The organism is Streptomyces sp. NPDC091271 (assembly GCF_044757505.1).
Lineage (GTDB): Bacteria > Actinomycetota > Actinomycetes > Streptomycetales > Streptomycetaceae > Streptomyces.
In genome coordinates this window covers 1,106,055-1,129,822 of the sequence record NZ_JBIVVD010000001.1, presented here as the reverse complement: position 1 = coordinate 1,129,822, position 23,768 = coordinate 1,106,055, and the positions used below count along the sequence as shown (strand labels likewise).

The 23,768-nt window shown below is 69.5% G+C and carries 25 protein-coding genes; 6 read left to right on the top strand and 19 right to left on the bottom strand.

Annotated elements, in window-relative coordinates; all coding sequences use genetic code 11:
- The first annotated feature begins 58 nt into the window (after positions 1-58).
- The 3 genes from ACIQM3_RS05470 to ACIQM3_RS05460 are packed head-to-tail and all read left to right on the top strand — an operon-like array spanning position 59 to position 2,185.
- Positions 59-874, top strand: a complete 816-nt coding sequence (locus ACIQM3_RS05470) for an ABC transporter ATP-binding protein (RefSeq protein ID WP_401619069.1) — start codon at positions 59-61, stop codon at positions 872-874.
- Positions 850-1,599 carry an ABC transporter permease gene (locus ACIQM3_RS05465; RefSeq protein ID WP_401619066.1) on the top strand — a complete coding sequence of 250 codons (750 nt, stop codon included), beginning with the start codon at positions 850-852 and terminating at the stop codon, positions 1,597-1,599. The genes ACIQM3_RS05470 and ACIQM3_RS05465 overlap by 25 nt, the downstream gene beginning before the upstream one ends.
- A 13-nt stretch (positions 1,600-1,612) precedes the next feature.
- Positions 1,613-2,185, top strand: a complete 573-nt coding sequence (locus ACIQM3_RS05460; RefSeq protein ID WP_401619063.1) for a cob(I)yrinic acid a,c-diamide adenosyltransferase — start codon at positions 1,613-1,615, stop codon at positions 2,183-2,185.
- Here the strand turns inward: ACIQM3_RS05460 and ACIQM3_RS05455 are convergent, their stop codons facing one another.
- Positions 2,186-2,743, bottom strand: coding sequence for a hypothetical protein (locus ACIQM3_RS05455; RefSeq protein ID WP_401619061.1), 558 nt, complete (start codon positions 2,741-2,743; stop codon positions 2,186-2,188).
- Positions 2,744-2,893: 150 nt separating this feature from the next.
- On the opposite strand from ACIQM3_RS05455, the gene ACIQM3_RS05450 reads away from it, so the two are divergent.
- The 3 genes from ACIQM3_RS05450 to ACIQM3_RS05440 all read left to right on the top strand — a co-directional run bounded on the left by ACIQM3_RS05450 (position 2,894) and on the right by ACIQM3_RS05440 (position 6,775).
- On the top strand, positions 2,894-4,090 hold the full coding sequence (locus tag ACIQM3_RS05450; RefSeq protein ID WP_401620008.1) for a sensor histidine kinase: 1,197 nt from the start codon (positions 2,894-2,896) through the stop codon (positions 4,088-4,090).
- A complete protein-coding gene (locus ACIQM3_RS05445; protein ID WP_401619058.1) occupies positions 4,087-4,737 on the top strand; it encodes a response regulator in 651 nt (216 codons plus the stop codon). Before ACIQM3_RS05450 ends, ACIQM3_RS05445 begins: the two co-directional genes overlap by 4 nt.
- Positions 4,738-4,900: 163 nt before the next feature.
- Positions 4,901-6,775 carry a glycosyl hydrolase family 18 protein gene (locus ACIQM3_RS05440; RefSeq protein ID WP_401619055.1) on the top strand — a complete coding sequence of 625 codons (1,875 nt, stop codon included), beginning with the start codon at positions 4,901-4,903 and terminating at the stop codon, positions 6,773-6,775.
- An 83-nt stretch (positions 6,776-6,858) separates the two neighbouring features.
- Here ACIQM3_RS05440 and ACIQM3_RS05435 read toward each other — a convergent pair whose 3' ends face one another.
- From ACIQM3_RS05435 to ACIQM3_RS05350, 18 genes are all read right to left on the bottom strand, one after another.
- Complete coding sequence (locus ACIQM3_RS05435) at positions 6,859-7,305, bottom strand: DUF2550 domain-containing protein (protein ID WP_014154045.1); 447 nt, start codon at positions 7,303-7,305, stop codon at positions 6,859-6,861.
- A 142-nt stretch (positions 7,306-7,447) separates the two neighbouring features.
- Positions 7,448-7,822 (bottom strand): F0F1 ATP synthase subunit epsilon, encoded by a 375-nt coding sequence (locus ACIQM3_RS05430; protein WP_359472776.1) that lies wholly within the window; start codon positions 7,820-7,822, stop codon positions 7,448-7,450.
- Positions 7,823-7,931: 109 nt separating this feature from the next.
- Positions 7,932-9,374 carry a F0F1 ATP synthase subunit beta gene (gene atpD, locus ACIQM3_RS05425; RefSeq protein ID WP_401514260.1) on the bottom strand — a complete coding sequence of 481 codons (1,443 nt, stop codon included), beginning with the start codon at positions 9,372-9,374 and terminating at the stop codon, positions 7,932-7,934.
- Entirely contained in the window at positions 9,374-10,291 is a 918-nt protein-coding gene (locus tag ACIQM3_RS05420) for a F0F1 ATP synthase subunit gamma (protein ID WP_401619051.1), read from the bottom strand. Before ACIQM3_RS05420 ends, atpD begins: the two co-directional genes overlap by 1 nt.
- 3 nt (positions 10,292-10,294) lie before the next feature.
- Positions 10,295-11,866, bottom strand: coding sequence for a F0F1 ATP synthase subunit alpha (atpA, locus tag ACIQM3_RS05415; protein WP_073745255.1), 1,572 nt, complete (start codon positions 11,864-11,866; stop codon positions 10,295-10,297).
- A 146-nt stretch (positions 11,867-12,012) separates the two neighbouring features.
- Positions 12,013-12,828, bottom strand: coding sequence for a F0F1 ATP synthase subunit delta (locus tag ACIQM3_RS05410; protein WP_401619048.1), 816 nt, complete (start codon positions 12,826-12,828; stop codon positions 12,013-12,015).
- Positions 12,825-13,370 carry a F0F1 ATP synthase subunit B gene (locus ACIQM3_RS05405; protein ID WP_356711606.1) on the bottom strand — a complete coding sequence of 182 codons (546 nt, stop codon included), beginning with the start codon at positions 13,368-13,370 and terminating at the stop codon, positions 12,825-12,827. The genes ACIQM3_RS05410 and ACIQM3_RS05405 overlap by 4 nt, the downstream gene beginning before the upstream one ends.
- Before the next feature lie 42 nt (positions 13,371-13,412).
- Positions 13,413-13,658: an ATP synthase F0 subunit C gene (gene atpE, locus ACIQM3_RS05400; RefSeq protein ID WP_014048348.1), complete on the bottom strand. Its 246-nt coding sequence runs from the start codon at positions 13,656-13,658 to the stop codon at positions 13,413-13,415.
- Positions 13,659-13,732: 74 nt separating this feature from the next.
- The gene (atpB, locus tag ACIQM3_RS05395; RefSeq protein ID WP_393760877.1) at positions 13,733-14,548 is read right to left on the bottom strand and encodes a F0F1 ATP synthase subunit A; all 816 of its coding nucleotides are present in this window, start codon (positions 14,546-14,548) and stop codon (positions 13,733-13,735) included.
- Positions 14,549-14,770: 222 nt separating this feature from the next.
- Positions 14,771-15,208: a hypothetical protein gene (locus ACIQM3_RS05390; protein ID WP_356711608.1), complete on the bottom strand. Its 438-nt coding sequence runs from the start codon at positions 15,206-15,208 to the stop codon at positions 14,771-14,773.
- Positions 15,209-15,470: 262 nt separating this feature from the next.
- Positions 15,471-16,838, bottom strand: coding sequence for an MraY family glycosyltransferase (locus ACIQM3_RS05385; RefSeq protein ID WP_401619043.1), 1,368 nt, complete (start codon positions 16,836-16,838; stop codon positions 15,471-15,473).
- 94 nt (positions 16,839-16,932) lie between these two features.
- Positions 16,933-18,213, bottom strand: a complete 1,281-nt coding sequence (gene glyA / locus ACIQM3_RS05380; protein ID WP_401619041.1) for a serine hydroxymethyltransferase — start codon at positions 18,211-18,213, stop codon at positions 16,933-16,935.
- 138 nt (positions 18,214-18,351) lie between these two features.
- A complete protein-coding gene (locus ACIQM3_RS05375) occupies positions 18,352-18,993 on the bottom strand; it encodes a protein-tyrosine-phosphatase (protein ID WP_104789118.1) in 642 nt (213 codons plus the stop codon).
- A complete protein-coding gene (locus ACIQM3_RS05370) occupies positions 18,990-19,637 on the bottom strand; it encodes an L-threonylcarbamoyladenylate synthase (protein WP_401619037.1) in 648 nt (215 codons plus the stop codon). The genes ACIQM3_RS05375 and ACIQM3_RS05370 overlap by 4 nt, the downstream gene beginning before the upstream one ends.
- A 67-nt stretch (positions 19,638-19,704) precedes the next feature.
- Positions 19,705-20,550 carry a peptide chain release factor N(5)-glutamine methyltransferase gene (prmC, locus tag ACIQM3_RS05365; protein WP_104789117.1) on the bottom strand — a complete coding sequence of 282 codons (846 nt, stop codon included), beginning with the start codon at positions 20,548-20,550 and terminating at the stop codon, positions 19,705-19,707.
- A gap of 52 nt (positions 20,551-20,602) precedes the next feature.
- Entirely contained in the window at positions 20,603-21,679 is a 1,077-nt protein-coding gene (prfA, locus tag ACIQM3_RS05360) for a peptide chain release factor 1 (RefSeq protein WP_401619034.1), read from the bottom strand.
- 156 nt (positions 21,680-21,835) lie between these two features.
- A complete protein-coding gene (gene rpmE / locus ACIQM3_RS05355; RefSeq protein WP_033298361.1) occupies positions 21,836-22,060 on the bottom strand; it encodes a 50S ribosomal protein L31 in 225 nt (74 codons plus the stop codon).
- 177 nt (positions 22,061-22,237) lie between these two features.
- A complete protein-coding gene (locus ACIQM3_RS05350; protein ID WP_401619030.1) occupies positions 22,238-23,341 on the bottom strand; it encodes an LCP family protein in 1,104 nt (367 codons plus the stop codon).
- Positions 23,342-23,768: the final 427 nt, after the last annotated feature.

Genomic DNA, 23,768 nt, shown 5'->3' with positions numbered 1-23,768 from the left:
TGTCCCTGAAATTTTGGAGGGATTGCAATTTTTAAGTCACTCTGTTTTTGTGGTCGCTATGCCAATCATCAGCACGTCCGGGCTGGCCCGGACCTTCACGACCAAGGCGGGACCGGTCCACGCCGTGCGCTCGGTCGACCTGACCGTCATGCCCGGCGAGATCGTCGGCCTCCTCGGCCCCAACGGCGCGGGCAAGACCACCACCCTGCGGATGCTCACCACGCTGCTCACCCCCACCGGCGGCGCGGCCACGGTCGCCGGCCGCGACCTGACGGCGGACCCGGCGGGGGTCCGCGAGAAGTGCGGTTACGTCGCCCAGTCCGGCGGGGTGGACCCGCACGTCACCGTGCGGGAGGAGCTGGTCACCCAGGGGCGGCTGTACCGGCTGAGCAAGGCCGACGCCATCGCGCGCACGGACGCGCTGGCGGCCCGCCTCGGCCTCGGCGACCTGCTCGACCGCAGGACGGCCGCGCTCTCCGGCGGCCAGCGCCGCCGCCTCGACATCGCGATGGGCCTCACCCACCGCCCCGCCGTGCTCTTCCTCGACGAGCCGACGACCGGGCTCGACCCGGGCAGCCGGGAGGATCTGTGGGACCTGGTCCGGGGCCTGCGGGACGACTTCGGCACGACGGTGGTCCTCACCACCCACTACCTCGACGAGGCCGACGCCCTCGCCGACCGGCTGGTCGTCATCGACGGCGGCCTGGTCGTCGCCGAGGGTGCGCCGGCCGCGCTGAAGACCGAGCACGCCGGCTCGCCCGACGCCTCGCTCCACGAGACCTTCCTCGCGATCACCGGGCGGGCCCCTGCCGCCGCCGAGGCCGCCCCCATCTCCGTACAGGACGCCCCATGCTTCTCCACGACACGTCACTGATCTTCGGCCGGTACGTCCGGCAGACCCTGCGCTCCCGGTTCCAGATCTTCTTCGGGATCCTGATGCCGCTGCTCTACCTGTTCTTCTTCGGCCCGCTCCTCACGGGTCTCCCGCTCGGCTCCGCCGGTGACTCCTGGCAGGTCCTGGTGCCCGGACTGCTGCTCCAACTGGGCCTCTTCGGCGCCTCGTTCGCCGGTTTCTCGATCATCATCGAGAAGTCGACGGGTGTCGTCGAGCGCATGCGCGTGACCCCCGTCAGCAGGCTGGCCCTCCTGCTCGGGCGGGTCCTGCGGGATGCCCTGCTGTTCATGTTCCAGGCCGTGCTGCTGGTGCTCGCCGCGCTGGTGATGGGGCTGCGCGCGCCGCTGCCCGGGGTGATCGTCGGCTTCGCCTTCGTGGGCCTGCTGACCGTCTCGCTCGCCTCGCTGTCGTACGCCCTGGCCATGAAGGTGCGTACGCCGCAGGAGTTCGGGCCGGTGATCAACTCGCTGACCATGCCGGCCATGCTGCTCTCCGGCCTGATGCTGCCGATGACGCTCGGCCCCACCTGGCTGGACGTCCTGTCGCACTTCACGCCGTTCCGCTACCTGGTGGACGCGGTACGGGACGCGTACGTCGGCTCGTACGCCACGGCGCACATGCTGTACGGGGTGCTGGTGGCGTTCGCGTTCGCCCTTCTGGCTGTGACGGTCGGCACGCGTGTCTTCCGCAGGGCCGGAGCGTAACTACGCTGACCCCATGGTCAATCTGACGCGCATCTACACCCGTACCGGCGACAAGGGCACCACCGCCCTCGGCGACATGAGCCGGACCGCCAAGACCGATCTGCGGATCTCGGCCTACGCCGACGCCAACGAGGCCAACGCCGTCATCGGTACGGCCGTCGCGCTCGGGAATCTCTCCGAGGACGTCGTGAAGGTCCTCGTCCGCGTGCAGAACGACCTGTTCGACGTGGGCGCGGACCTGTCCACGCCCGTGGTGCAGGACCCGCAGTACCCGCCGCTGCGGGTGGAGCAGTCCTACGTCGACAAGCTGGAGGCGGACTGCGACACCTTCCTGGAGGAGCTGGAGAAGCTCCGCAGCTTCATCCTCCCGGGCGGGACCCCGGGGGCGGCGCTGCTGCACCAGGCCTGCACGGTCGTCCGGCGGGCGGAGCGCTCCACCTGGGCCGCGCTGGAGGTGCACGGGGACGTGATGAACGCGCTGACCGCGACGTATCTGAACCGCCTCTCCGACCTCCTGTTCATCCTCGCCAGGACGGCGAACAAGGAGGTCGGCGACGTGTTGTGGGTGCCGGGCGGCGAGCGCTGATCAGCGGTCCGCCCCGACCCGGTCCTTCGGCTCCTGCTTCGGGGCGACGGTGTAGCCCACGGCGATGATCAGGTTGATCCCGATCACCCAGAGCATCTTCTGCTGCCACATCTGCAGCGAGCCGGTGTCGCCGTCCCCGCCGACGTACCAGATCGCCGCCTGGAGCAGGGCCATGGCGGTCCCCGCGGCCACGATCCAGCGGGCGGCGGTGCGCCACTCGTGGGCAGCCCGCGCCATCCCGTACTTCGGGGGCTTCACCGGCGGCGGGCCGCCCGCGAAGCGGTGGGCGACCCTGGCGTCGACCCACTTGATGGTGGAGTGGCCGAGCCCCACCGTGAAGCCGATGTAGACGGCGGCCAGGCCGTGCTTCCAGTCCGGCTCGGCGCCGTTCTTCAGGTCCATGGCCGTCACCACCAGCAGGACGACCTCCAGCAGGGGTTCACACAGCAGCACCGCCGCGCCCAGCCGGGGTTTCTTCGCGAGGTACCGCAGCGCGAGTCCGGCGGCCAGCAGCACCCAGAATCCGACCTCGCAGAGCACGATCAGTGTGACGATCACGGCACTTCCCCTTCCGTCCCCTCCAGACTCCCTTCCGTACGGCGCCGGATCGTCGTCAGCAGTGACGAAACGTGACTGCATCCTTCGATGTACCCGCGCCTCCCCCCGCGTACGGACGTGGTGCGGGCCGGCGCCGTGTTGGATGAGGGGGTGCTCTCCCTTGCGCGCCCGCATCGCGACGACGTCCTGCTCGCGGTCGCCGGGCTGTCCGGCGGTGTGATCCTGTGGCTGATCGGCGTCCACATCCAGAGCGGCAGGCTCTTCGACGCCCCCTGGGTGTCCCTGCTGCCGCTCGTGGTGATGGCGGCCCTCGAACTGTTACGACGCAGCGCCCCGCTCACCGCTCTGGCGGTCGGCACCCTCGCGCTGGTGGCCGACCAGTTCACCGTGGGGAGCCTCGCGACCCTGCTGCTGTTCACGGACCTCGTGTACGCGGCGGTGCTGTACTCCACGCCCGCCGCCTCGCGCCGCATTCCGGTGATCACGCTGCTCGTCACGGTCGCCACGACGGTCGGCTTCATCGCCTGGGCCCCGTCGGCGGACGCCGTACTCATCGGGATCGTCGTCGGCATGGTCTCCTTCGGCCCCGCCCTCACCGGCGCAGCCGTGCGCAACCACCGGGACGCCGCGGAGGCTGCCCGGCTGCGCGCCGACCAGACCGCGCTGCTGGCGGAGATGGACCGCGTCCAGGCGGTGACCGCCGAGCGTTCCCGGATGGCCCGCGAGCTGCACGACATGGTCGCCAACCATCTCTCCGCGATCGCCATCCACTCCACCGCCGCGCTCTCCATCGACGATCCGGGCACCTCCCGCGAGGCCCTCGGGGTGATCCGGCAGAACAGCGTCGACGGGCTGGCCGAGATGCGGCGCCTGATCGGCCTGCTGAGGGAGAGCGGCGGGGCCGGGCCGCCGAGTGCGGCCCCGACCCTCGCCTCCCTGGACGTCCTCGTGGGGCAGGCGGGCGCGAACTCCGCGTCCAGCGGGCTCATCGTGACCCTGGACGACACCCGCGAGGAGTCCGGACCGCTGCCCGCCCCGGTGGAGCTCGCGGCTTACCGCATCGTGCAGGAGTCACTGACGAACGCGCTGAAGCATGCGGCGCCCGGTCCGGTGACGGTCCGTCTGGAGCGTTCACGCGAGGTGTTGACGGTCGAGGTGAGCAGCGTGCTGGGCGATCGGCCGGGACCGCGCGCACCCGGTTCGGGGGCCGGTCTGGTGGGGATGCGGGAACGGGTGGCGCTGTTGGGCGGGAGTGTCGAGGCGGGGCCGGAACCCCGGGGTGACGGCGCGAAGATCTGGCTGGTGCGGGCCGAACTGCCCGTCGAGGAAAGGACGTACCGCTCATGACGATCCGGGTGCTGGTCGCGGAGGACCAGTCGGCGGTGCGTGCGGGGCTGGTGCTCATCCTCGGCAGCGCTCCGGACATCGAGGTGGCGGGCGAGGCGGCCGACGGGGAGGAGGCCGTGCGCCTGACCCGTGAACTCCGGCCGGATGTGGTGCTGATGGATCTGCAGATGCCCCGGCTCGACGGGGTGTCCGCGACGCGGCAGGTCGTGGGTGAGCGGCTGGCGGACGTGCTGGTGCTGACCACCTTCGACCTGGACGAGTACGTCTTCGGTGCGCTGCGCGCCGGCGCGTCGGGCTTCCTGCTGAAGAACACCGACGCGAAGGACCTGATCGAAGCGGTGCGCACGGTGGCGCGCGGGGAGGGCCTGATCGCCCCGGCGGTCACCCGGCGGCTGATCGCGGAGTTCGCCGGGGCCCCCGCCTCCCGCAGGGCGGACGGGCCGGGCCGCGAGGTGCTCGCCCCGCTGACGCGCCGGGAGCGGGAGGTGCTGGGCTGTCTCGGGGAGGGGCTGTCGAACGCGGAGATCGCGGGGCGGCTCCAGATGGCGGAAGCGACGGTGAAGACGCACGTCAGCAGGTTGCTGGGCAAGCTGGAGCTGAGGAGCAGGGTGCAAGCGGCGGTACTCGCACAGGAGTTGGGTCTCTGACCACTGGCGCGGATCTTTGGTCTGGACCTCTTGACGATTGGTCCAGACCTTCCTAATCTCACCGAACACACACTGCGGTGAGTACGCCATGACAAAGCGGGCTCAGGGCGACGCAGGGTTTGACGGACCATCCCGATTGCCGGACCTCACCCGAGGAGCACCGTTGAGCACTGACAACCCCGTACGCCTCACCCGTCTCAGATGGAGACGCACAGCCTCCACCAGGTCGAGGACGGTCGCGGCCCTCACCGCGCTCCTGCTTCCCCTCGCCGCGATGGTCGGCCTGGCCTCTCCCGCCGAGGCCGCCACCTCCGCGACCGCCACGTACGTCAAGAAGTCCGACTGGGGCACCGGCTTCGAGGGCCAGTGGACGGTCAAGAACACCGGCACCACCGCGCTCTCCTCCTGGACGATCGAGTGGGACTTCCCCTCCGGCACCGCGGTCGGTTCCGCCTGGGACGCCTCCGTCACGAGCTCCGGAACCCACTGGACCGCCAAGAACCTCGGCTGGAACGGCACCGTCGCCCCGGGCGCCAGCATCAGCTTCGGCTTCAACGGCACCGGCGCCGGCTCCCCCACCGGCTGCAAGCTGAACGGGGCCTCCTGCGACGGCGGCAGCGTCCCCGGCGACAACGCCCCGTCCAAGCCCGGCACCCCCACCGCGAGCAGCATCACCGACACCTCGGCGAAGCTCAGCTGGGGCGCCGCCACCGACGACAAGGGCGTCAAGAACTACGACGTCCTGCGCGACGGCGCCAAGGTCGCCACGGTGACCACGACGACGTACACCGACACCGGCCTCACCAAGGGCACGGACTACTCGTACACCGTGCAGGCCCGTGACACCGCCGACCAGACCGGCCCGGTCAGCGCCTCGGTCGCCGTCCGCACCACCGGCACCACGGACCCGGGCCCCGGCCCCGGCGGCAAGGTCAACCTCGGCTACTTCACCGAGTGGGGCGTCTACGGGCGCAACTACCACGTCAAGAACCTCGTGACCTCCGGCTCCGCCGAGAAGATCACGCACATCAACTACGCGTTCGGCAACGTCCAGGGCGGCAAGTGCACCATCGGTGACGCCTACGCCGACTACGACAAGGCCTACACCGCCGACCAGTCGGTCGACGGCGTCGCCGACACCTGGGACCAGCCGCTGCGCGGCAACTTCAACCAGCTGCGCAAGCTCAAGGCGAAGTACCCGAACATCAAGGTCATCTGGTCCTTCGGCGGCTGGACCTGGTCCGGCGGCTTCGGTGCCGCGGCGCAGAACCCGGCCGCGTTCGCCCAGTCCTGCTACGACCTGGTCGAGGACCCCCGCTGGGCCGATGTCTTCGACGGCATCGACATCGACTGGGAGTACCCCAACGCCTGCGGTCTCACCTGTGACACCAGCGGGCCCGCCGCGCTGAAGAACCTCTCCTCGGCGCTGCGCACGAAGTTCGGCACGAACAACCTGGTCACCGCCGCGATCACCGCGGACGGCTCGGCGGGCGGCAAGATCGACGCCGCCGACTACGCGGGCGCCGCGGCGTACTTCGACTGGTACAACGTCATGACGTACGACTTCTTCGGCGCCTGGGAGGCCAAGGGCCCGACCGCCCCGCACTCCCCGCTGAACTCGTACAGCGGCATCCCGCAGGAGGGCTTCAACTCCACCGCCGCCATCGCCAAACTGAAGGCGAAGGGCGTCCCGGCGAAGAAGCTGCTGCTCGGCATCGGCTTCTACGGACGCGGTTGGACCGGCGTCACCCAGGCGGCACCCGGCGGAACGGCGACCGGGGCGGCCCCGGGAACCTACGAGGCCGGCATCGAGGACTACAAGGTCCTCAAGAACAGCTGCCCGGCCACCGGCACGATCGCCGGCACCGCGTACGCCCACTGCGGCACCAACTGGTGGAGCTACGACACCCCGGCGACGATCACGTCCAAGATGGCCTGGGCGAACAGCCAGGGGCTGGGCGGAGCGTTCTTCTGGGAGTTCAGCGGCGACACCGCGAACGGTGAGCTGGTGAGCGCGATGGACAACGGCCTCAACTAACCCCTACGAGGCAGTCGCACCCCGAAAAAGCGCCGGGGAGACAGGTCCGCCCCCTGTCTCCCCGGTTTTCGCATGCTCACGTGTCAGGCGACGTTCACCCTCTGGCCGGGCGGTGCCGCCTCCAGCCAGGCCAGGAAGCCGGTCAGGGCGTCCTCGCTCATCGCCAGCTCCAGGCGCGTCCCCCGGTGGAGACAGCCGAGCACGACGGAGTCGGACAGGAGCGCCAGCTCCTCCTCGCCCTCGGGCAGCCGGCGCGCGACCACCTCGATGGCGGAGCGCTCCAGGCCGCGGCGCGGGCGGGGCGAGTAGGAGAAGACCCGGAACCAGTCGACACGGTCACCGCTGTAGCGGGCGACCCCGTACACCCAGCCCTTGCCGGAGGGATCCGGCTCCTCGGACACGTCCCAGCGCAGGCTGCAGTCGAAGGTTCCGCCGGAGCGCTGGATCAGCCGCCTGCGGAGGCCGAAGACGAACAGACCCACCGCGACCAGTACGACGACCAGACCGCCAACCCACAGAGCGAGGACCATCTCCACCGACCTCCTCGCATCGTCGAGTAACGGATACCGAAACCGGCCGAACCGGACTGCACCTGCATCGCCTCAGCCGCGACACGGTCTGGATCTCTCCAGCTCGGGCCGCGGCTGAGTCAAAAACTCCTCGTGGGGACGCTCAGTGCGCCGCCACCGCACGCAGTCGCACGTCCGCGCGGCGCTCAGCACCGGCGTCCGTGTCCGACTTCGCGCGCTCCAGCGCACGCTCGGCGCGCTGGACGTCGATCTCGTCAGCAAGCTCGGCGATCTCCGCCAGCAGCGAGAGCTTGTTGTCCGCGAACGAGATGAAACCGCCGTGCACAGCGGCGACAACAGTCGCGCCGTCGCTCGTACGGATCGTCACGGGGCCCGATTCCAGCACACCCAGGAGCGGCTGGTGACCGGGCATGACGCCGATGTCGCCGGACGTGGTACGTGCGACAACGAGGGTGGCCTCGCCGGACCAGACACTGCGGTCCGCGGCGACCAGCTCGACATGCAGCTCAGCAGCCAAGGGTGGCTCCTCGGGTCACCACCCGGCGGTCGTGCCGGGTGTCGGTTCAATTCTACGGGGCGTGGTGAGGGGGGCGGGACACACCCACCCCCCTCGGTGAGCCGGAGGCTCAGGAGACGCCGAGCTCCTTGGCGTTGGCCTTGAGGTCCTCGATGCCACCGCACATGAAGAACGCCTGCTCGGGGAAGTGGTCGTACTCCCCGTCACAGATCGCGTTGAACGCGGCGATCGACTCGTCGAGCGGCACGTCCGAACCGTCCAGGCCGGTGAACTGCTTTGCGGCGTGGGTGTTCTGCGACAGGAAGCGCTCGACGCGACGGGCACGGTGGACAACGAGCTTGTCCTCCTCGCCCAGCTCGTCGATACCGAGGATCGCGATGATGTCCTGGAGGTCCTTGTACTTCTGCAGGATCCCCTTGACGCGGCTGGCCGTGTCGTAGTGGTCCTGCGCGATGTAGCGCGGGTCCAGGATGCGGGACGTGGAGTCCAGCGGGTCCACGGCCGGGTAGATGCCCTTCTCGGAGATCGGACGGGAGAGAACCGTCGTCGCGTCGAGGTGGGCGAACGTGGTGGCCGGGGCCGGGTCGGTCAGGTCGTCCGCGGGGACGTAGATCGCCTGCATCGAGGTGATCGAGTGACCACGCGTCGAGGTGATGCGCTCCTGGAGCACACCCATCTCGTCGGCCAGGGTCGGCTGGTAACCCACTGCGGACGGCATGCGGCCGAGCAGCGTGGAGACCTCGGAACCGGCCTGCGTGAAGCGGAAGATGTTGTCGATGAAGAGCAGCACGTCCTGCTTCTGCACATCGCGGAAGTACTCCGCCATGGTCAGGGCGGACAGCGCGACCCGCAGACGGGTGCCCGGCGGCTCGTCCATCTGGCCGAAGACCAGCGCGGTCTTCTCCAGGACGCCCGAGTCGGTCATCTCGTCGATGAGGTCGTTGCCCTCACGGGTGCGCTCGCCGACACCGGCGAACACCGACACACCGTCGTGCAGCTTCGCCACACGCATGATCATTTCCTGGATGAGGACCGTCTTGCCGACGCCCGCACCACCGAACAGACCGATCTTGCCGCCCTTGACGTACGGGGTCAGCAGGTCGACGACCTTCAGGCCGGTCTCGAACATCTCGGTCTTGGACTCGAGCTGGTCGAAGGCCGGGGCCTTGCGGTGGATCGGCCAGCGCTCGGTGATCTGCGCCTCGGCCTCCGGCTCGTTCAGGATCTGACCGAGGGTGTTGAACACCTTGCCCTTGGTGATGTCACCGACGGGGACGGTGATGCCCTCGCCCGTGTTGGTGACCGGGGCCTGGCGGACCACACCGTCGGTGGGCTGCATCGAGATCGCGCGGACCATGCCGTCACCCAGGTGCTGGGCGACTTCCAGGGTCAGCGTCTTACGAGCGCCGGCCTCGGCCGGGTCGTCGACGTCGATGTGCAGGGCGTTGTAGATCTCCGGCATCGCGTCGACGGGGAACTCCACGTCGACGACCGGGCCGATGACCCGGGCGACGCGGCCCGTGGCAGCGGCCGTCTCAACTGTCGTCGTCATTACTTGTCACTCCCCGCGGACGCGTCGGCCAGCGCACCTGCACCGCCGACGATCTCGCTGATTTCCTGGGTGATTTCGGCCTGGCGGGCCGCGTTGGCAAGCCGGGAGAGGCTCTTGATCAGATCCCCGGCGTTGTCGGTCGCCGACTTCATCGCACGGCGGCGGGCGGCGTGCTCGGAAGCGGCGGCCTGCAGCAGTGCGTTGTAGATACGGCTCTCGACGTAGCGCGGCAGAAGGGCGTCGAGGACGTCCTCCGCCGACGGCTCGAAGTCGAACAGCGGAAGGATCTCGCCCTTACCGGTGTTCTCCTCCGCGACCTCGTCGAGCGAGAGCGGCAGCATCCGGCCGTCGACCGCGTTCTGCGTCATCATCGACACGAATTCCGTGAAGACGATGTGCAGCTCGTCGACGCCGCCCTCGGCCGTGTCCTTCTGGATGGACTCGATGAGGGGCTCGGCGATCTTCTTGGCATCCGAGTACTCGGGGCTGTCGGTGAAGCCGGTCCACGACTCCGAGACCTTGCGCTCACGGAAGCCGTAGTACGCGACGCCCTTGCGGCCGACGATGTACGTGTCGACCTCCTTGCCCTCGGCCGCCAGCCGCTCCCGCAGCCGCTCCGCCGCCTTGATGGCGTTGGAGGAGTAGCCGCCGGCCAGACCGCGGTCGCTCGTGAGGAGCAGGACCGCCGCCCGGGCCGGAGCCTCGGCCTCGGTGGTGAGCGGATGGTTGGTGTTCGAGCCGGTCGCCACCGCGGTCACCGCACGGGTGAGCTCGGTCGCGTACGGCATCGACGCCGCCACCTTGCGCTGCGCCTTGACGATGCGCGAGGCGGCGATCATCTCCATCGCCTTGGTGATCTTCTTGGTCGCGGTGACGGCTTGGATGCGGCGCTTGTAAACGCGAAGCTGAGCGCCCATCGATCAGCCCTCGCCCAGGAGCTTGCCGTCCGAGGTCTCGAACTGCTGCTTGAAGGCGGCGATCGCGTCGGCGATCGACTGCAGCGTGTCGTCGGACATCTTGCCGCCCTCGGCGATGCTGGTCAGGAGGTCCTTGCGCTCGCGGCGCAGGAACTCGAGCAGCTCGCTCTCGAAGCGGCGGATGTCCTCGACCGGGACGTCGTCCATCTTGCCCGTGGTGCCGGCCCAGACGGAGACGACCTGCTCCTCCATCGGGAACGGGGCGTACTGCGGCTGCTTCAGCAGCTCGACCATGCGCTTACCGCGCTCCAGCGAAGCCTTGGAGGCCGCGTCCAGGTCGGAACCGAAGGCGGCGAACGCCTCCAGCTCACGGAACTGGGCGAGGTCCACGCGGAGACGGCCGGAGACCTGCTTCATGGCCTTGTGCTGGGCGGAGCCACCGACTCGGGAGACCGAGATACCGACGTTGAGCGCCGGACGCTGACCCGCGTTGAACAGGTCGGACTCCAGGAAGCACTGGCCGTCGGTGATGGAGATGACGTTGGTCGGGATGAACGCCGACACGTCGTTCGCCTTGGTCTCGACGATCGGGAGGCCCGTCATCGAACCGGCGCCCATGTCGTCGGAGAGCTTGGCGCAGCGCTCCAGCAGACGCGAGTGCAGGTAGAAGACGTCGCCCGGGTAGGCCTCACGGCCCGGCGGACGGCGCAGCAGAAGCGACACGGCGCGGTAGGCGTCGGCCTGCTTCGAGAGGTCGTCGAAGATGATGAGGACGTGCTTGCCGTCGTACATCCAGTGCTGGCCGATGGCCGAGCCGGTGTACGGCGCCAGGTACTTGAAGCCGGCCGGGTCGGACGCCGGGGCGGCGACGATGGTCGTGTACTCCAGCGCGCCGGCCTCTTCGAGGGCACCGCGCACGGAGGCGATGGTGGAGCCCTTCTGACCGATGGCGACGTAGATGCAGCGCACCTGCTTGTTCACGTCGCCCGAGCGCCAGTTGTCGCGCTGGTTGATGATCGTGTCGACGGCCAGAGCGGTCTTACCCGTCTGACGGTCGCCGATGATCAGCTGACGCTGGCCACGGCCGATCGGCACCATGGCGTCGACGGCCTTGTAGCCGGTCTGCATCGGCTCGTGCACCGACTTGCGGACCATGACGCCAGGGGCCTGCAGCTCGAGGGCGCGACGGCCTTCGGTCGCGATCTCGCCGAGACCGTCGATCGGGTTGCCGAGCGGGTCGACGACGCGGCCGAGGTAACCCTCGCCGACGCCGACGGAGAGCACCTCACCGGTGCGCTGCACCGGCTGGCCCTCCTCGATTCCGCTGAACTCGCCGAGGACGATCGCACCGATCTCGCGCTCCTCGAGGTTGAGGGCGAGACCGAGGGTGCCGTCCTCGAACTTCAGCAGCTCGTTCGCCATGGCGGAGGGCAGGCCCTCCACCTTCGCGATGCCGTCGCCGGCAACGCTGACCGTCCCGACCTCCTCGCGCGAGGCCGCGTCCGGCTGGTACGACTGGACAAAGTTATCCAGTGCGTCCCGGATCTCCTCCGGCCGGATCGTAAGCTCCGCCATCTGGGGTTCCCTGCTCTCCTTGTTGGGCCCGAAGTTTCTCAAAGGGGTCTGGGGGCGACCCCCAGGAATCTTCTGCAATTTCTGCACGGCCCAACCGGGCCGCAATTCTTGCTCGTTCAGTTGGTGCGGGTGGGCGCTGCGCGCTGTCAGCCGGCCATCCTGCGGGTGACCTCTTCGAGGCGCTCCGCGATCGTGCCGTTGATGACCTCGTCACCGACGCGCACCGAGATCCCGCCGAGGACCTCGGGGTCCACGTCCAGGTTCAGGTGCATCTGCCGGCCGTAGATCTTCGCCAGGGCGGCGCCGAGGCGCTGCTTCTGGCGATCGGACAGCGGCACCGCCGAGGTGACGACGGCGACCATACGGTCCCGGCGCTCCGCGGCGAGCCTGGACAGGGACTCGAGTCCCGCTTCCAGGCTACGTCCTCGGGGCTGCGTCACGAGGCGCGTGATCACGCGCTCGGTGACGGGCTGGGCCTTGCCGCCGAGCAGGCTGCGGAGCAGCTCGCTCTTGGCGGAGACCGTGGCCTTCCGGTCGGTCAGGGCGGAGCGCAGCGCGACGTCGGAGCCGACGATCCGGCCGAACCGGAAGAGCTCGTCCTCGACGTCGTCGAGCGCACCGGCGCGCTGGGCCGCGGTGAGGTCTGCGGTGTTCGCCAGTTCCTCGACCGAGTCCACCAGGTCACGCGACTGTGACCAGCGGGAGCGGACCATGCCGGAGACCAGGTCCACGGCTTCGCCGCCCACCTGACCGCGCAGCAGTCGTCCGGCCAGCTCGGCCTTGGCCTCGCCGCCCTGCGACGGGTCGGTGAGGACCCGGCGCAGCGATACCTCGCGGTGGAGCAGCGCGGTGACGGCTGTCAGCTCCTCGGCGAGCTTCGCCGCGTCGACCGACGTGGAGTCGGTCAGTGCGTCGAGACGCTCGCGTGCGGAGGCCAGCGCCTCGCGGCTCGCTCCGTTCATCGGACGGCCTCGGCCTTCGCCTCGAGCTCGTCGAGGAAACGGTCGACGGTGCCGCTCTGCCGGGCGTGGTCCTCGAGGGACTCGCCGACGAGCTTGCCGGCCAGGGCGGTGGCGAGGGTGCCCACGTCCTGACGCAGCGCGGACGCCGCGGACTTGCGGTCGGCCTCGATCTGGGCGTGGCCGGCCGCGATGATCTCCTCGCGCTGCCGCTGACCCTCCGCCCTCATCTCCTGGATGATGACGGCACCCTGCTCCTGCGCCTCCTGGCGCAGACGGGCGGCCTCGTGGCGGGCCTCGGCGAGCTGAGCCTTGTACTGCTCAAGAACGCTCTGGGCCTCGGTCTGGGCCGCGTCGGCCTTCTCGATCCCGCCTTCGATCGCCTCGCGGCGCTCTTCCAGAACCTTCTCGATGTTCGGGAGGAGCTTCTTGGCGAGGAAACCGAAGACGATGACAAAGGCGATCAGGCCGATGACGATCTCGGGGATCGCCGGGAGCAGCGGGTTCTGGATCTCTTCCTCGGCCGCCAGCTGTAGGGCGTTCACATCAATGCCTTTCGTCGCATCGGGCAGTCGGAATGCCGCGACTTAGTCGACCGGGTAGACGAAGGGCATGACGAGACCGATCAGGGCGAGCGCCTCACAGAGGACGAAGCCGAGGATCTGGTTCGAGCGGATCAGGCCGGCAGCTTCGGGCTGGCGGGCGAGCGCCTGGGTGCCGTTACCGAAGATGATGCCGACGCCGACGCCGGGGCCGATCGCGGCGAGGCCGTAGCCGATGGAACCGAGGTTGCCCGTGATGTTGACGGCGGCGAGGGTCTCAAGAGCGGACATGCCGTTTCTTCCTTCTCTTTCAGAACCGGTGGGGGTTGGCCACCGGACGACTATCGGGGGTGGTGCTGGACTGCTCAGTGCTCCTTGGCGAGAGCACCCTGAATGTAGTTGCAGGCCAGAAGGACGAACACGTAGGCCTGCAGCGCCTGGATGAACAGCTCGAAGGCGGTCATCAGGATGGTCATCACGAACGACACACCGGCGTACGCGATGCCGATGCCGTTCAGCAGGTACCAGCTGGCGATGGTGAAGATCAGCAGCAGCACGTGGCCGGCGAACATGTTGGCGAACAGTCGCACCGCGTGCGTGAACGGCCGGATCAGCAGGTTCGACATGATCTCGATGAGCATGACGAAGGGAAGAGCCGGGCCGATCGACGGGTCGTAGCCGGAGATGTTCTTCCAGCCGCCGACGAAGCCGTGCCGCTTGAAGGTCAGGCTGACCCACAGGACGTAGACGATCGCGGCCAGCGCCACCGGGAACCCGATGACCGAGACCACCGGGAACTGGGCGAGCGGGATGATCGCCCAGAGGTTCATGATCCAGATGAAGAAGAACAGCGAGACCATGAGGGGCACGTACTTCTTGCCCTCGCGCTTGCCGAGCGTCTCGTACACCACACCGGTGCGGATGAAGTCGTAACCCGCCTCGGCGACCATCTGGAGCTTTCCGGGCACCAGCTTCGGCTTGTTGAAAGCCGCCCAGAAGAAGCCGACGACGACAACGGTGCTCAGGACCGCCAGCAGCATCGGCTTGTTGATCTCGATGCCGCCAACGGTGAACATCGGCTCGAAAACAAAGGAGTGCAGGCCAGGAGCCGGGAAGCCGCATCCGTCGAAGATGTGGCAGTCGGTCTCGAAGGCGAGCACCGTCGTCGGGTCAGCACTCACCGCGGGCTCCTTCAGCGTGGCGCATAGGTACGGCAACCTCGTTGTGTCGGCGCGGCAAGCAGCCGCTGGTCGGCACTGGACTGGTGTTACGGATGGGGGGCGGCTCAGGCATCACGCCTCGTGATGAAGCAGGCGCCGTTCTTGATGCCCGCGCCCGCAGTGCCGCAGTTGGCACCGGACGATAGCAGGGTCTCGAACGCGCGCTTATCCCGGCCCTACCCCTCACGTCGAAGACCCCATGTTCTCGGGCGTCTTGCCCGCGGACGAGTCCGGCTCGACGTAAAGGATCTTTGTCTTCATGTGCACACGGATCTGCGCCGCGACCCAGACGAGCGTCGCGGCCATCAGCGAGGCCGCGAAGGCCCTCGGGTTGAACAGCGTCGTGTTCTGGAAGGCGGCGACGAAGACGAAGAGCAGCAGCAGTTCGACCGTGTAGAGCACCAGCCCCATGGCCTGGAACAGGTGCGGCATGGACTTCGCCGTGCGCTGCAGGACACCGAGTCCGATCCCCATGAAGAGGATCACCACCAGCGTCCCGACCGCAGCGCCGATCGCTCCCTTGCCGCCGGCGAGCGCAGCGCTGACGGCGACGGCGACAACACCGGCGGCAGCAGTGGGCACGGCGGTGTGGAGGAGAGTCCGGGCGTCGTTGGACGGCATGGCGGTTACTCCGCGTTGCAGGGGGTGGTCAGTGGTCGTCAGGGACGAGCGTAGGCCCGGTCCGAGTCGATGCTTCGGGCCAAAGGACCGTGCTACTCAGGTCCTTCGGCCTCCTCACCGGGCTTCGTGAACGGTATCACAAACTATTTGATGAGGTCTTTACTCAGAAAGTGTGCCAGCTGTCACACATGAGGGTTACCTCGCGCGTGTGTGCAGAACATCACGGCGCATTGTCTGGTATGGGGACTTCTGCGTCGGGGAGTCAACGCGGAGAGTCGGCACGGTCCCGATCCGTGAAGCGCGAACGGGGGCCGATCGCGGTCGCTCCGTTGACGCCGGAGACACCCACGGACACCGAGGCCCGTTCCGGCTCCGGGGAGGCCATCTGCGAACCCTCCGCCCCGTGTTGACCGGAAGCGGTGCCGTCGGCTTCCCCCTCGCCGTCGTGCCGGCGGCACCGGTAGCGCGGCGGCACGAAGGATTCGGCCCAGCGGGGGGTGCGCGGGGTGAAGCGCGGCATGAGCAGCAGGACCAGGCCGACGGCGCTCAGTCCCACGATGACCAGGACGATCCAGAGCGACGTCGAGTGCACGGAGTAGCCGACGGCGCCGAAGGCGATCAGCGCCGACCAGAAGTACATGATCAGCACGGACCGGCTGTGCGAGTGGCCGATCTCCAGCAGCCGGTGGTGCAGGTGGCCGCGGTCGGCCGCGAACGGCGACTGGCCGTTCCAGGTGCGGCGCACGATCGCGAGGATCAGGTCGGCCGCCGGGATCGCGATGATCGTGAGCGGCAGCAGCAGCGGGATGAAGACCGGCAGCATCGCGTGGGTCGCCTGCCGCTCGCTGCCCTCGAAGAGCTTCATCGCGTCGGGGTCGACCTGGCCGGTGACGGAGATCGCGCCGGAGGCCAGCACGAGACCGATCAGCATCGATCCGGAGTCACCCATGAAGATCCGGGCGGGGTGCATGTTGTGCGGGAGGAAGCCGAGGCACATGCCCATGAGGATCGCGGCGAAGAGCGTCGCGGGGGCGGCCGCCTCGATCCCGTACCCGTACCAGAGGCGGTAGGTGTAGAGGAAGAACGCCGCGGACGCGATGCAGACCATGCCGGCCGCGAGGCCGTCCAGGCCGTCGACGAAGTTGACCGCGTTGATGGTGATCACGACCAGGGCGACCGTGAGCAGCGTGCCCTGCCACTGGGTGAGCGCGACGGTGCCGACGCCGGGGATGGGAAGCCACAGGATCGTCAGCCCCTGGATGACCATGACCGCGGCGGCGATCATCTGTCCGCCGAGCTTGATCAGGGCGTCGAGCTCGAACTTGTCGTCCAGGACACCGATCAGCCAGATCAGGGCGGCGCCGGAGAGCAGCGCCCTGGGTTCGTTGGAGAGTTCGAAGACACCGTTCAGGTTGAACAGGTGGTCCGCGACGATCAGCCCCGCGCACAGTCCGCCGAACATGGCGATGCCACCGAGCCGAGGTGTCGGTTCCCGGTGTACGTCACGCGCCCGGATCGCGGGCATCGCCCCGATCGCGATGGCGAACTTCCGCACCGGCCCGGTCAGCAGATAGGTCACCGCTGCCGTGACACAGAGCGTCAGCAGGTAATCACGCACGGGCTGCCCCACAGAATTCGCCGGCCATCTCAGCCCCACACCCTAGTCTCCTGAGCAAGGACGCCGAGCCATGGGTTGTCGGTTGCACATACGTAGTTCACACCGTCTACCCCGGATACGGCGGATTGCGCTCGGCAAGTCCACGGGCCTCGGCCCGCAGCCGACCCGGCTCGCCCTCCTCGCGCACGGCCGCGCCGAACAACGCGGCGATCCGCGCCATGTCGTCCTCGTCCATGCCCTGGGTGGTGACGGCCGCGGTGCCCAGCCGGATCCCACGCGCGTCCCCGTACGGCAGGGCGCAGGTGTCCAGGACCATCCCGGCGGCCATGAGCCGCTCGCGTGCGGTGCGGCCGTCGACGCCCAGCGGGCCGGGGTCCGCGACGACGATGTGGGTGTCCGTACCGCCGGTGGTGACCTCGAAGCCCTCGGACTCCAGGGCGGCCGCCAGGACACGGGCGTGGGCGACGACCCGGTGGGCGTACGCCGAGTACGCCGGGGTGGCCGCCTCCCCGAACGCGACTGCCTTCGCCGCGACCGTGTGCATCTGGGCGCCGCCCTGGGTGAACGGGAACACCGCGCGGTCGATCCGCTCCGAGAGCTCGACGCCGCAGAGAATCATTCCGCCGCGCGGGCCGCGCAGCACCTTGTGTGTCGTCGCGCACACCACGTCCGCGTACGGCACCGGGCTGGGCGCCGCTCCCCCGGCGATCAGCCCCATCGGGTGGGCGGCGTCCGCGATCAGATAGGCGCCCACCTCGTCGGCGATGTCCCGGAACTGCTCGTAGTCGGGGTGCCGGGGGTACGAGATCGACCCGCAGACGATCGCCTTGGGACGCCGGGCCCGGGCCAGGGCGCGCACCTGTGCGTAGTCGATGAGCCCGCTGTCGGGGTCGACGCCGTAACCGGCGAACTCGAACCAGCGTCCGGAGAAGTTGCCCGGAGCGCCGTGGGTGAGATGCCCGCCGTACGGGAGCCCCATGGCCAGCACCGTGTCACCGGGGCGCAGCAGCGCGGCGTAGGCGGCGAGGACGGCCGACGATCCGGAGTGCGGCTGGACGTTGGCGTGCTCCGCGCCGAACAGCTCCGTCGCCCGCCGGACCGCGACGCGTTCCGCGGCGTCGGCCTGCTCGCAGCCGCCGTGGTGACGGGCTCCGGGGTAGCCCTCGGCGTACTTGTTGGCGAGCGGGGAGCCGAGGGCGGCGAGGACCGCGGGCGAGGTGAAGTTCTCGGCGGCGATGAGCTGGAGGGTGCTCGACTGCCGCCCCGCCTCGGCCAGCAGGATGGAGCCGATCTCCGGGTCCTGGCGGAGCAGGGCGCCGAAGTCCTGCGGCATGGCGGTGTCCGGCGAGGGCGCGGCCGCGCGTGCGGCTGGAGTGGTGACCGGCATCGAGGGCTCCGGGCCTGGAGGAGGGGGTGCGTGGCGTCAGATCCAATGTAGGCCCGCCCCGGGCCGCCTGCCCGCTGCCGGGCGCCCCTCTACGCCGGTCGGCGCACCCCGTTGCGGGGCGCGGAGGCCGGAGGCGGCTCAGTGCGGGGCGCGAACCCCGGTGAGGGCCGTCATGACGGGATCGAGCGCCTGGCTGATCTCGTCACCGATGGAACGGAAGAACGTGATGGGGGCGCCGTACGGGTCGTAGACCTCGTCGGCCTCCGCGGTGGGTGCCAGCAGCCAGCCGCGCAGGGCCGCCGCGGCGCGCACCAGCGCGCGGGCGCGTTCGACGACGCCCTCCTCACGGGCGTCCGGCAGCGTCGCGGGGTCTATGGCCCGCACCAGCCGGGTGAACTCCTTGAGCGTGAAGGTACGCAGGCCCGCCGAGTGCCCCATGGAGATCACCTGGGCGCGGTGGTCGCGGGTGGCGGTCAGCACCAGGTCGGCGCGGATCACGTGCTCGTCGAGGAGCTCGCGCCCGACGAAGCCGGTGGCGTCGGCGCCGAAGTCGGCGAGGACGACCTCGGCGTTGGCCTCCATGGGCGCGCCCTCGTGCCCCCAGGTGCCCGCGCTCTCCACGATGAGGCCGCCGCTGAGCGGGTCACCGAGGCGGTCCACGAGGGCATGCCGGGTCAGCCGCTCGGTGATGGGCGAGCGGCAGACGTTGCCGGTGCTGACGTGGAGGATGCGGAAGGTGTCGTGCCGCCCCGTTATGCCACGCCCCTCAGGGGCGGTCAATTGGCCACCTCGAGGTCGGGTACCACCTTGCGGAGTTCCTCGACCGAGAGGGCGCCCGCCCGCAGCAGCAGCGGGATCTTGCCGGTGACGTCGACGATCGAGGACGGGACGATCCCCGGGGTGGGACCGCCGTCGAGGTACACGGAGACGCTGTCTCCGAGCATCCCCTGGGCGGCGTCGCAGTCCTCGGGCGAGGGGTGTCCGGTGAGGTTGGCGCTGGAGACGGCCATCGGGCCGACCTCCGTGAGGAGCTCGATGGCGACCGGGTGCAGGGGCATCCGGACGGCGACGGTGCCGCGCGTGTCACCGAGGTCCCACTGGAGGGACGGCTGGTGCTTGGCGACGAGTGTGAGGGCGCCGGGCCAGAACGCGTCGACGAGCTCCCAGGCCTGCTCGGAGAAGTCGGTGACCAGGCCGTGCAGCGTGTTCGGAGAGCCGATCAGGACAGGGGTCGGCATGTTGCGGCCGCGGCCCTTCGCGTCGAGCAGGTCGGCGACGCCCTCCGAGCTGAAGGCGTCCGCACCGATCCCGTACACGGTGTCGGTGGGCAGCACGACCAGTTCGCCGCGGCGGACGGCGGACGCGGCCTCACGCAGGCCGGTCGTACGGTCGGTCGCGTCGTTGCAGTCGTATCGCCGTGCCATCAGCCGGCCTCCTCGGACATGTACGGGTCTGTCGGGTGGGGTTCGTGCGGTGCCGGTGTCCCGGTGGTCACGGCATGGCCTTGCGGGCCGTCGCGAACCGGGGCCGGTTGTTCAGGTCGGGGTGGTCGGCCGCGTCGGCCCAGCCCCGCTCCTCGGTGAAGATCCACGGCACCTGGCCGCCCTGGGTGTCGGCGTGCTCGATGACGACGAGCCCGCCGGGGCGGAGCAGGCGGTGCGCGGTGCGCTCGATGCCGCGGATGGTGTCGAGGCCGTCCTCGCCGGAGAAGAGCGCCATCTGCGGGTCGTGGTCGCGGGCCTCCGGCGCCACGTACTCCCACTCGGTGAGCGGGATGTACGGAGGGTTGGAGATGACCAGGTCGACCTGTCCGTCGAGCTCGGGAAGGGCGCTCAGGGCGTCTCCCCGGTGGATGGTGACCCTGGACCCCTCGGCGTTCTTCCGGGTCCACCTCAGGGCGTCCTCGGACAGCTCCACGCCGTGCACACGCGAGCGCGGCACCTCCTGGGCCATGGCGAGCGCGATGGCGCCCGATCCGGTGCAGAGGTCGACGATCAGCGGTTCGACGACGTCCATCGCGCGGACCGCGTCTATCGCCCAGCCGACGACCGACTCGGTCTCCGGGCGGGGGACGAAGACTCCGGGGCCCACCTGGAGTTCCAGGTAGCGGAAGAAGGCGCGGCCGGTGATGTGCTGGAGCGGCTCGCGGGCCTCGCGGCGGGCGATCGTCTCCCAGTAGCGGGCGTCGAAGTCGGCGTCCGGCACATGGTGCAGCTCGCCCCGCTTGACGCCGTGCACGAACGCGGCGAGTTCCTCGGCGTCGAATCGCGGCGAGGGGACACCGGCGTCGGCCAGCCGCTGGGTGGCCTGGGCCACCTCGGCGAGCAGCAGGTTCATCGCGGTTCTCCGTACGGGTTCACGAGCGGGGCGGGGCGGTGGCGCTCACGGCCTACGCGGCGGCGAGCTTGGCGGCGGAGTCTGCGTCGACGCAGGCCTGGATGACGGCGTCGAGGTCACCGTCGAGCACCTGGTCCAAGTTGTACGCCTTGAAGCCGACGCGGTGGTCCGAGATCCGGTTTTCCGGGAAGTTGTACGTCCGGATCTTCTCGGAGCGGTCCACGGTGCGCACCTGGCTGCGGCGGACGTCGGAGGCTTCCTGCTCGGCGGCCTCCTGGGCGGCGGCCAGCAACCGGGACCGCAGGATGCGCATGGCCTGCTCCTTGTTCTGGAGCTGGCTCTTCTCGTTCTGGCAGGAGGCGACGACACCGGTGGGCAGGTGCGTGATGCGTACGGCGGAGTCCGTGGTGTTGACGGACTGGCCGCCGGGGCCCGACGAGCGGTAGACGTCGATGCGGAGGTCGTTGGCGTGGATCTCGACGTCGACCTCCTCCGCCTCGGGCGTGACGAGCACGCCGGCGGCCGAGGTGTGGATGCGGCCCTGCGACTCGGTGGAGGGCACCCGCTGCACGCGGTGCACGCCGCCCTCGTACTTCATCCGGGCCCAGACGCCCTGGCCGGGCTCCGTGGCGCCGTTGCCGCCCTTGGTCTTCACGGCGACCTGGACGTCCTTGTAGCCGCCGAGCTCGGACTCGGTGGAGTCGATGATCTCGGTCTTCCAGCCGATGCGCTCGGCGTAGCGCAGATACATGCGCAGCAGATCGCCGGCGAAGAGGGCGGACTCGTCGCCGCCCGCGCCCGCCTTGATCTCCAGGAGCACGTCCTTGTCGTCGCTGGGGTCGCGCGGGACCAGGAGAAGGCGGAGCTTCTCGGTGATCTCGTCGCGCTGCTTCTCCAGGACCTTGACCTCGGCGGCGAAGTCGGGGTCGTCGGCGGCGAATTCGCGGGCGGTCTCGATGTCGTCGCCGGTCTGCTTCCAGGACCGGTAGGTGGAGACGATCGGGGTCAGCTCCGCGTAGCGCTTGTTGAGCTTGCGCGCGTTGGCCTGGTCGGCGTGGACCGACGGGTCGGCGAGCTTCTTCTCGAGATCGGCGTGCTCGCCGATCAGTTCCTCGACCGCCTCGAACATCTTCGGGCTCCTGGTTTCTGCGTCATACGTCTTCGGGCCTGCTGGACGGAGCGCCGCCGGAGGCGCGCCCCGGAAGGCGCACCCGGCCGCACAGCCGGAAAAAACGCCGGTCCCGGCGCCCCGTTGGAGGGCGTCGGGAACCGGCGCAGTGGCTCGCTACTTGCTGGCGGAGCCGGCAGCCTTGCCGAAGCGGGCCTCGAAGCGGGCCACGCGGCCGCCGGTGTCGAGGATCTTCTGCTTGCCCGTGTAGAACGGGTGGCACTCGGAGCAGACGTCGGCACGGATCGCGCCGCCGTCGAGGGTGCTCCGGGTGGTGAACGACGCACCGCAGGTGCAGCTGACCTGCGTCTCGACGTACTCGGGGTGAATGTCGCGCTTCAAGGTGTCTCCTAGATTCGGGAGGGCTCCGGGTCGTTCGCGCGGATTGCGCGTCCGTGAACCGGGGCCGACGTACCAGTCTGCCAGGACCGGCCGTATCTCCCAAAACGAGGGTACGGCCGTGTGTATTCCCGTGCGTACGGGGAACGTTCCGCGACCATTTGGTGACGGAAGGTGCCGTTACCGTACGACCTTCCCGGCCCCGCCCTTGTCGCCGGCCGACTTCGCCGTGGCGGACGCGGGGATCGGCTTGTCCTGCTTGAGGGCCGCCCACACCTTCCGGTCGGCGTTCTCCTGCGGCAGAACCCGGTTCGGGTCCTCGGGGTCGTACTCCACGGGCAGCGTGACCATGTCGATGTTCTTCGAGCCGAGGCCCTTGAGCCCGTTCGCGAAGCCGGTGAGCTTCTTGACGGAGGCCAGCTGGGAGTCGGTGGTGACGGCCTTGGTGGCGGTGTCGGCGAGCCCGAAGAGCGTCTTCGGGTTCGAGAACACCCCGACGCTCTTCGCCTGGTCCATCAGCGCCTTGACGAAGGCCTGCTGGAGCTGGATGCGGCCGAGGTCGCTGCCGTCGCCGACGCTGTGGCGCGTACGGACGAGGCCGAGCGACTGCTCCCCGCTCAGGGTGTGGGGGCCGGGCTTCAGCGCGAGGTGGCTGTCGGGGTCGTCGATCGCCTGGGAGGTGGTGATGTCGACGCCGCCCAGCTCGTCGACGAGCTTCTTGAACCCGGTGAAGTCGACCTCGACGTAGTGGTCCATGCGGATGCCCGACATCGACTCGACGGTCTTCACCGCGCAGGCCGGTCCGCCGACCTGGTAGGCGGAGTTGAACATCGTCTCGTGCTCCGCGCCGACCTGTTCCCCGGTCGTGTCGCTCGTGCAGGCGGGACGGTCGACGAGGGTGTCCCGCGGGACCGAGACCACGCTCGCGGAGGTGTGCCCCTCGTTGACGTGGACGACCATCGCGGTGTCCGCCCGCGCGGAGCCCTCGTCGGCGCCGTACTCGGCATTGGCGCCCGAGCGGGAGTCCGAGCCCAGCACCAGGATGTCCTGCGACCCGTTGTCCACGTCGTCCGGGCGCTCGGCTCCCAGGGCGGCGTCGATGTCGACGCCCTTCAGATTCCCGTTGAGCGTGTAGTAGGCGTAACCGAGCCCGGATCCTCCGACGACCACCAGGGCGGCGACGCCCCACAGCGCGATCCTCTTCACCCGGCGGCCCCGGGACGGCTTCCTCCGGCGGCTGCCGGTGCCGCGTATTCGGCCGGCGCTCCTGCTCTGCTCGCTCATGCGGTCCCTCTTTCGCTTCTCGCCGTTACCCCCTGCCGTGGTGCACGGGCGCGGTCCGGCCGTCACACGGTGGGGACGACCGGAGCAGCGAGAAGCGTTGCACAACGAGCTGAGGCCCCCGTCCGACGACGGGGGCCTCAGGAGAAGCGGGCGAGCGGGCCGGTACCCCGGCGCTGACCTGGGGTTTCGGCCTGACGGGTCACGGCCGCCCCAGCCGGTGCGGAACCCGGCTCATGTGGCAAAGATCGCACCCCGGGGCGTGCTGCCGCCGGGCGCCCCGGGGTGTCCCGGCGGCCGGGGCCGGGGCGGCGGGCGCCGTTCACGTCGCCGTACAGGGTGAGCGTGCCGGGGCTGCCGGAGGGGGCCGCGTTCACCCCGTCTCACACGAAGGCACCCGCCAACCGGTGGGTACCGATACACAATAGAT

Bases quoted from the DNA above. Each gene is read 5' to 3' on its own strand.
- atpE (WP_014048348.1), bottom strand. From the start codon at position 13,658: ATGTCCGCTCTTGAGACCCTCGCCGCCGTCAACATCACGGGCAACCTC.
- prmC (WP_104789117.1), bottom strand. From the start codon at position 20,550: ATGAACCTGCTGCTCGCCGAGGTGGCCCAGGCCACCCAGCGGCTGGCC.
- ACIQM3_RS05420 (WP_401619051.1), bottom strand. From the start codon at position 10,291: ATGGGCGCTCAGCTTCGCGTTTACAAGCGCCGCATCCAAGCCGTCACC.
- ACIQM3_RS05460 (WP_401619063.1), top strand. From the start codon at position 1,613: ATGGTCAATCTGACGCGCATCTACACCCGTACCGGCGACAAGGGCACC.
- atpD (WP_401514260.1), bottom strand. From the start codon at position 9,374: ATGACGACGACAGTTGAGACGGCCGCTGCCACGGGCCGCGTCGCCCGG.
- atpA (WP_073745255.1), bottom strand. From the start codon at position 11,866: ATGGCGGAGCTTACGATCCGGCCGGAGGAGATCCGGGACGCACTGGAT.
- ACIQM3_RS05390 (WP_356711608.1), bottom strand. From the start codon at position 15,208: ATGCCGTCCAACGACGCCCGGACTCTCCTCCACACCGCCGTGCCCACT.
- ACIQM3_RS05350 (WP_401619030.1), bottom strand. From the start codon at position 23,341: ATGAGCGAGCAGAGCAGGAGCGCCGGCCGAATACGCGGCACCGGCAGC.
- ACIQM3_RS05435 (WP_014154045.1), bottom strand. From the start codon at position 7,305: ATGGTCCTCGCTCTGTGGGTTGGCGGTCTGGTCGTCGTACTGGTCGCG.
- ACIQM3_RS05470 (WP_401619069.1), top strand. From the start codon at position 59: ATGCCAATCATCAGCACGTCCGGGCTGGCCCGGACCTTCACGACCAAG.
- ACIQM3_RS05445 (WP_401619058.1), top strand. From the start codon at position 4,087: ATGACGATCCGGGTGCTGGTCGCGGAGGACCAGTCGGCGGTGCGTGCG.
- prfA (WP_401619034.1), bottom strand. From the start codon at position 21,679: ATGTTCGAGGCGGTCGAGGAACTGATCGGCGAGCACGCCGATCTCGAG.
- ACIQM3_RS05465 (WP_401619066.1), top strand. From the start codon at position 850: ATGCTTCTCCACGACACGTCACTGATCTTCGGCCGGTACGTCCGGCAG.
- ACIQM3_RS05370 (WP_401619037.1), bottom strand. From the start codon at position 19,637: ATGGCACGGCGATACGACTGCAACGACGCGACCGACCGTACGACCGGC.
- glyA (WP_401619041.1), bottom strand. From the start codon at position 18,213: ATGCCGGTCACCACTCCAGCCGCACGCGCGGCCGCGCCCTCGCCGGAC.
- ACIQM3_RS05410 (WP_401619048.1), bottom strand. From the start codon at position 12,828: ATGAACGGAGCGAGCCGCGAGGCGCTGGCCTCCGCACGCGAGCGTCTC.